Source organism: Aeromonas sp. Prich7-2 (assembly GCF_017939255.1).
GTDB classification, from domain to species: Bacteria; Pseudomonadota; Gammaproteobacteria; order Enterobacterales; family Aeromonadaceae; genus Aeromonas; species Aeromonas caviae.
The window spans coordinates 1-6012 of record NZ_JAGKRI010000044.1; the positions used below are offsets into that span (position 1 = coordinate 1).

Annotated in this window: 6 protein-coding genes; 3 read left to right on the forward strand and 3 right to left on the reverse strand. The window is 61.4% G+C overall.

Features of this window, described 5'->3' with window-relative positions; genetic code table 11:
- A partial coding sequence (locus J9892_RS09190) for a transposase (protein ID WP_162231338.1) occupies positions 1–133 on the forward strand: 133 nt, incomplete at its 5' end.
- A 69-nt stretch (positions 134–202) separates the two neighbouring features.
- Here the strand turns inward: J9892_RS09190 and J9892_RS09195 are convergent.
- The 3 genes from J9892_RS09195 to ilvY form a co-directional block, all read right to left on the reverse strand.
- A complete protein-coding gene (locus J9892_RS09195; protein ID WP_069652425.1) occupies positions 203–2776 on the reverse strand; it encodes a bifunctional acetate--CoA ligase family protein/GNAT family N-acetyltransferase in 2574 nt (857 codons plus the stop codon).
- Between the two features lie 91 nt (positions 2777–2867).
- Positions 2868–3059: a hypothetical protein gene (locus J9892_RS09200; protein WP_010676124.1), complete on the reverse strand. Its 192-nt coding sequence runs from the start codon at positions 3057–3059 to the stop codon at positions 2868–2870.
- 107 nt (positions 3060–3166) lie between these two features.
- Positions 3167–4060 carry an HTH-type transcriptional activator IlvY gene (gene ilvY, locus J9892_RS09205; protein WP_010676123.1) on the reverse strand — a complete coding sequence of 298 codons (894 nt, stop codon included), beginning with the start codon at positions 4058–4060 and terminating at the stop codon, positions 3167–3169.
- 193 nt (positions 4061–4253) lie between these two features.
- Here ilvY and ilvC point away from each other — a divergent pair, with 193 nt between their 5' ends.
- Together ilvC and J9892_RS09215 are read left to right on the forward strand one after the other, a co-directional pair.
- Complete coding sequence (gene ilvC, locus J9892_RS09210) at positions 4254–5735, forward strand: ketol-acid reductoisomerase (protein ID WP_039041087.1); 1482 nt, start codon at positions 4254–4256, stop codon at positions 5733–5735.
- Between the two features lie 32 nt (positions 5736–5767).
- On the forward strand, positions 5768–6012 hold a 245-nt coding region (locus J9892_RS09215), incomplete at its 3' end, for a hypothetical protein (protein WP_210538216.1).

The following is a 6012-nucleotide window of genomic DNA, read 5'->3' on the forward strand; positions in this document are numbered from 1 at the left end:
CCCGATGCACACGAGTGTGCTGGAAGGGGTGAACAACAAGATCAAAGTGATAAAGCGTATGGCATATGGATTTAGGGACTCAGAATACTTTTTTCTGAAAATCAAGGCGGCCTTCCCCGGAAAGCCGCGATGAACCTTTTTTATTGCCTGAAATTCACGTTATCCATCCATATCTGGTTGATTTACCACCACGATTGTATCGTTATACAACCTGATCAGCGCAGGGCAGCTCCATGTTGACTATCCCATCTTCCAGCTGAATATCGATCTTGAAACCGAGCCGTTTGGCCAGATTGATCATGCCGCGATTGCTGGGCATGGTCATGCCAGAGAGCTGGCCTATGCCACGCTCTCTGGCATAGCGCACGATCTTTTCCATCATCAACTTGCCGAGTCCGAGCCCTTTCAAGTCCGAGCGGACCAGGATGGCAAACTCCGCATCCGATTGATCCGGGCTGGCAATGGCTCGCACCACTCCCAGGATCTGCTGGCTGAAAGGGCCGTCCTGACCCACGGCGACGAAGGCCATTTCCCGGTCATAATCGATCTGGGTCATGCGGGCCAGCTCCTCATGTCCCAGCTCCCCCACGTCGGCGAAAAAGCGTTTGTACCTGTCTTCATCAGACACCTGCCGCACGAACTGCTTGTGGGCCGGCTCGTCTTCGGGGCGGATGGGGCGCAGCAGCACATGACTCTGATCTTTCAGCCAGGCACCCTCTTCCAGCTCGGTGGGATAGGGGCGAATGGCCAGTGGCAGCACTTGTTGTCCTCGCTCTGCCAAGACGAGCCGGGCATCCAGGATCACCATCTCTTCGCCACAGGCCTGCAGCGGGTGCAGATCCAGTTCTTGTATCTCGGGGAAGGCCAGCAGCAGCTCGGAGAGCTGGCACAGCACCTGGCCGAGGGCGTCGATATCGAGCCGTACCGGACTGGCCTGCTCACGGATCTTGCCATCCTTGAGGGCACCAATGATCTGGTAGCGAGCCAGTGCCTGGTTGAGGGGAGGAAGAGCCGCGACCATGTCGCGGGGCTCGGCGCCGGATTCCCCGAGCAGGATGACGGGGCCGAAGACAGGATCCTGCTGCAAGCGGATCCGTAGCTCCAGACCCCCGCTGCGGCGTGCCATGCGTTGTACCAGAAGCCCTTCTATGCGGGCGCCAGGATCGTGCTGACGTACCCTGTCCAGAATGGCATCCGCCGCCTGGGCGACTTCCGCCGAGGTGCGTAGGTTCAGCATGACACCGTGTACATCGGATTTGTGGGCGATGTCGGGAGATCGCAGCTTCACCGCTACGGGGTAGCCAATCTGTTCTGCAGTCAGTGCGGCCTCGATGGCATCGGAAACGATCCAGGTCGCGAGGGTGGATAGCCCGGCTGCCTGCAAGATGGGATGGGCCAGGTGGGTGTCCAGCACCCGCTGCTGGCGGTCCAGCGCTTGCCCAAGGAGCTGCTGGCAGCGCTCGACATCGAGCCTGTCGCCCTGCAGGGAGGCCGGTGTTTCCATCAACTGTTTCTGGTTGCGGCGATATTCCACCATGTGCATGAAGGCCGTGACGGCGCTTTCCGGGGTGCGATAGGTCGGGATACCCGCCTCGTTGAACAGGCGTCTCCCCTCTTGGGCGGAGTATTCGCCTGCCCAGTTGGTCAGTATGTTGAATCGTCTGGCCCTGGGATGCTGCTTGATGAAGTCGATCAGGTTGCTGGCGAGGGTGACACCTCGGGCGGTGAGGGACGGTGCATGGATCAGCAGGATGGCATCGGCACTGTCCCCTTGGAGCAGCGTCTCGAGTGCACTCTTGTAGGCCTCGATATCTGCATCGCTGCCGATGTCGAGGGGTGGCATCGCCAGCTTGCCTCCCCGAGACAGCAGTACGTCTGCGGCCATGTTGGCGAGACCGCGCCCGTTGGAGAGGATGGCGAGCCGCTCCCCCTTGAGGGTCAGGGAGTGGCTCAGGGTCTCGACAGTGGCAAACAGTTCGTGGGTATCCCGGACGCGCAGCATGCCAGCCCGGCGGATGGCGGCATCATAGACATTGTCGAGACCGTTGGCCGGGTCGTGCCGACCGCTCTTGAGGATCAGGATGGGTTTGTTACGCGAGGCGGCACGGGCGGCGGAGAGAAAGTGCCTGGCATCGTGCAGCTTGTCCATGTAGATCAGGATGGCGCGGGTCGTCCCGTCCCGGGAGAGCTGATCCAGCAGTTGGCCAAAGTCGATGTCGCAATGATCGCCCAGGGAGATGAAAGCCGAGAAGCCGATTTCGCGCTGCTTGGCCCAATCCAGGATGGTGGTGCTGACCGCTGCCGACTGGGAGAGAAACGCCACCTGTCCCGGAGTCGCTGCAATGGGGGAAAAGCTGGCGTTGATACCCTGCCCGGGGAGCAGCATGCCCATGCTGTTGGGGCCGAGCAGCCGGATGCCGTATTGCTGGCACAGATGCTTGAGCCGCAGGCGCTCGTCAGTGGAGAACTGGGCGGCCAGTATGATGGCGGCTCCGGTTCCTTTCTTGCCGAGCTCCTCGATGAGCGGCAGTACCCGTTCGCGCCGGGTACAGACGATGGCGAGATCGGGGGAGAGGGGAAGGCTCTCTATGTCCGGATAGGCGAGCACGCCAGCGATGGCCTGGCTGCGGGGGGCTACGGGTAGTATAGGGCCCTGGAACTGACCCGCCAGCAGGTGCCGGATGACCACATGGCCTGCTTTCTGCGGATCACTGGAGGCGCCGATGACGGCGATCGAGTGAGGTTTGAAGAGCCGATCCAGGCCGCTTTGTTTCATGGGCACTCCTCGTGGTGGCCCCCCGGGGCGAGGGGGGCGGATGGTGCCAGTCTAATACGCTTTGCGTGCGGGTTCTGTGACCGATTGCGGATCACGATCTGGCCAGTGCGCTGGCGCGCAGATAAAAGCGCAGCTCCCCCTGAATGCATTGCACCGTGGCGAGGTGCCTGTCCTGGAGATAGATCTCCTGCTCCCGATCGAGTTCATGGCGCTGGACCCCGAGGCTTTGCAGATATTCTGCGAACAGGATGGCACTGCGGATTTCGACAAGATGCTGGCTCACGCTCTATTCCTTGATGGTGGCTGGATGGTGCCGGCCAGTGTCCCCTCTTCTCCCCCACTTTCATACTGATACATTTGACACTCACTGTGGCTCCGACGCCTGCCGGATCAGCGAAGGCCTCCCTGGCCGCGTGCGGTGTCCCAGAAGGCGCGGATCAGCGGCTCTTCAAGCCGCTTCTTGAGCACGGCGATGCCGACGTCGAACGCCTTGAGCGCCGGTTTGGGCTCGACCACACGCACCTTGTCCCCCATGGGGCTGTGATCGATGACGGCGGCAGGCACGACACCCACACCGAAGCCGAGGGCCACCATGGCGACGATGCCCTCGTTGCCCGCCACTTCTGCATAGATGTTGGGAGCTATCCCCTTGTTGCGAAACCATTGATCACAACGCTTTCGGGCCAGCCCCTGTTCGGAGAGGATCAGCGGCAGGCGCTCCCAGTCAGGTTCGCCCTGGGGGAACCACTGACCCTGCTGGGGGGCATTGCGGGGGGCGATGAACACCAGAGGGACTTGTTGCAGGCTGGCGAATTCCAGCTTGGACGAGAGCGCATCCGGCCTCGCTGCGATGGCGAGATCGGCTTCGTCAGCCAGGATCTTGTCCACTGCCAGTGCCGGGTCGCCGGTCTCCAGCTTGATCTCCAGCTGGGGGTAGCGGCGGCGAAAGCGCTCCAGTACCTCGGGCAGCAGAAAGTAGCTGGCGGTAACCGAACAGAACACCCGCAGCCGCCCTTGCAGCGGCTCGTCGCTGCGCTTGAGCTCCTGTTTGAGTTGGCGCCACTCCTGCAGCAAGGCACCGCCAAACTCCCGCAGCTTGTCACCAGCAGGGGTGAGCCGCACCGAGCGGTTGTCCCGCTCGAACAGCACGCAGCCGGTCTCCTGTTCCAGTCGCTGGATGGCGCGGCTCAGGGTGGAGGGGCTGACCGCCATGGCATCGGCGCTTTTGCCGAAGTGGAGGGAGTCGGCGAGGTGGAGAAACAGTTCGAGATTGCGAAGGTCCATCTTTTTATTCCTGCGGCGTTGTCAGGCGCCCTGTAGCACGATGGCTCGGCGGCGGGAGATTGCGGGAAATCACATTTCAATTCCTGCAACGTACTGTTTCGAATATATCAGTTCAGGCAATAAGTGTCCCGCGCTATAGTGGTTTTGACAACGCCGCCATCCGGCATGGAATCAATCGAACGGAGCAATCACCATGGCTAACTATTTCAACACCTTGAACCTGCGTCAGCAGTTGGCCCAGTTGGGCAAGTGTCGTTTCATGCAGCGCGAAGAGTTCGCGGACGGCTGCAACGTGCTGAAGGGCAAGAAGGTGGTGATTGTGGGCTGTGGCGCCCAGGGCCTGAACCAGGGTCTGAACATGCGCGACTCCGGGTTGGACATCTCCTACGCCCTGCGCAAGGCCGCCATCACCGAGAAGCGCGCCTCCTGGCAGAAGGCCACCGACAACGGCTTCGTGGTCGGCACCTATGAAGAGCTGATCCCGACCGCCGATCTGGTGCTGAACCTGACTCCGGACAAGCAGCACTCCGACGTCGTCAAAACCGTAATGCCGCTGATGAAGCAGGGCGCCGCGCTGGGCTACTCCCACGGCTTCAACGTGGTGGAAGAGGGTCAGCAGATCCGTTCCGACATTACCGTCGTGATGGTGGCGCCCAAGTGCCCGGGTACCGAAGTGCGTGAAGAGTACAAGCGTGGCTTCGGCGTACCGACCCTGATCGCCGTCCACCCGGAGAACGATCCCCAGGGCGAGGGCATGGCCATCGCCAAGGCGTGGGCCTCTGCTACCGGTGGTGACCGTGCCGGCGTGCTGGAATCCTCCTTCGTCGCGGAAGTGAAATCCGACCTGATGGGCGAGCAGACCATTCTGTGCGGCATGCTGCAGGCCGGTTCCCTGCTCTGCTACGACAAGCTGGTTGCCGAGGGCACCGACCCGGCCTATGCCGGCAAGCTGATCCAGTTCGGCTGGGAGACCATCACCGAGGCCCTGAAGCAGGGCGGCATCAGCTTGATGATGGACCGCCTCTCCAACCCGGCCAAGCTGCGTGCCTTCGAGCTCTCCGAGCAACTGCGCACCCTGATGCGTCCGCTGTTCGAGAAGCACATGGATGACATCATCGCCGGCGAGTTCTCCCGCGGCATGATGGCTGACTGGGCCGAAGACGATGCCAAGCTGTTCGGTTGGCGCGAAGAGACCGGCAAGTCCGCCTTCGAGAATGCCCCTGCCTATGCCGGCAAGATCGCCGAGCAGGAGTACTTCGACAATGGCGTGGTCATGGTGGCCATGGTCAAGGCGGGTGTGGAGCTGGCGTTCGAAACCATGGTGGCCTCCGGTATCTATGAAGAGTCTGCCTACTACGAGTCTCTGCACGAGCTGCCGCTGATCGCCAACACCGTCGCCCGCAAGCGTCTGTACGAGATGAACGTGGTCATCTCCGACACCGCGGAGTACGGCAACTACCTGTTCGCCAACGCCGCCGTGCCGCTGCTGCGTGAGCACTTCATGCCGACCCTGCAAGCAGGGGACCTGGGCAGTGCCCGTGCCGAGAGCAAGGCGGTGGACAACCTGGCCCTGCTGGCTGCCAACGAAGCGACCCGCAACCACCCGATCGAGAAGATCGGCCAGACCCTGCGTGGTTACATGAAGGACATGAAGCGTATTGCCGTCGGCGGTTAAGCCTTCGCTGAGCGGCATCGGAAGGGGCGGGGATGACGATCCCCGTTACTGGCTGGCTTAGACACCTGGCCTGTCGTCCGGATGATGCAAACAGACAGATTGAAGCCTATAAAAAAGCCCCGCTCATCGAGCGCAATGCTGTTCACTTAAGCGGAGCCGCATTGCGATTTACCGGAAAACGGGTCTTTGATATCTTCACCGCCCTGGGTCTCGATGGCCTGGGGCGTTTTTCTATGAACATGACGCCTATGCAGCCCCGCAACTCCGCCAACCTCCG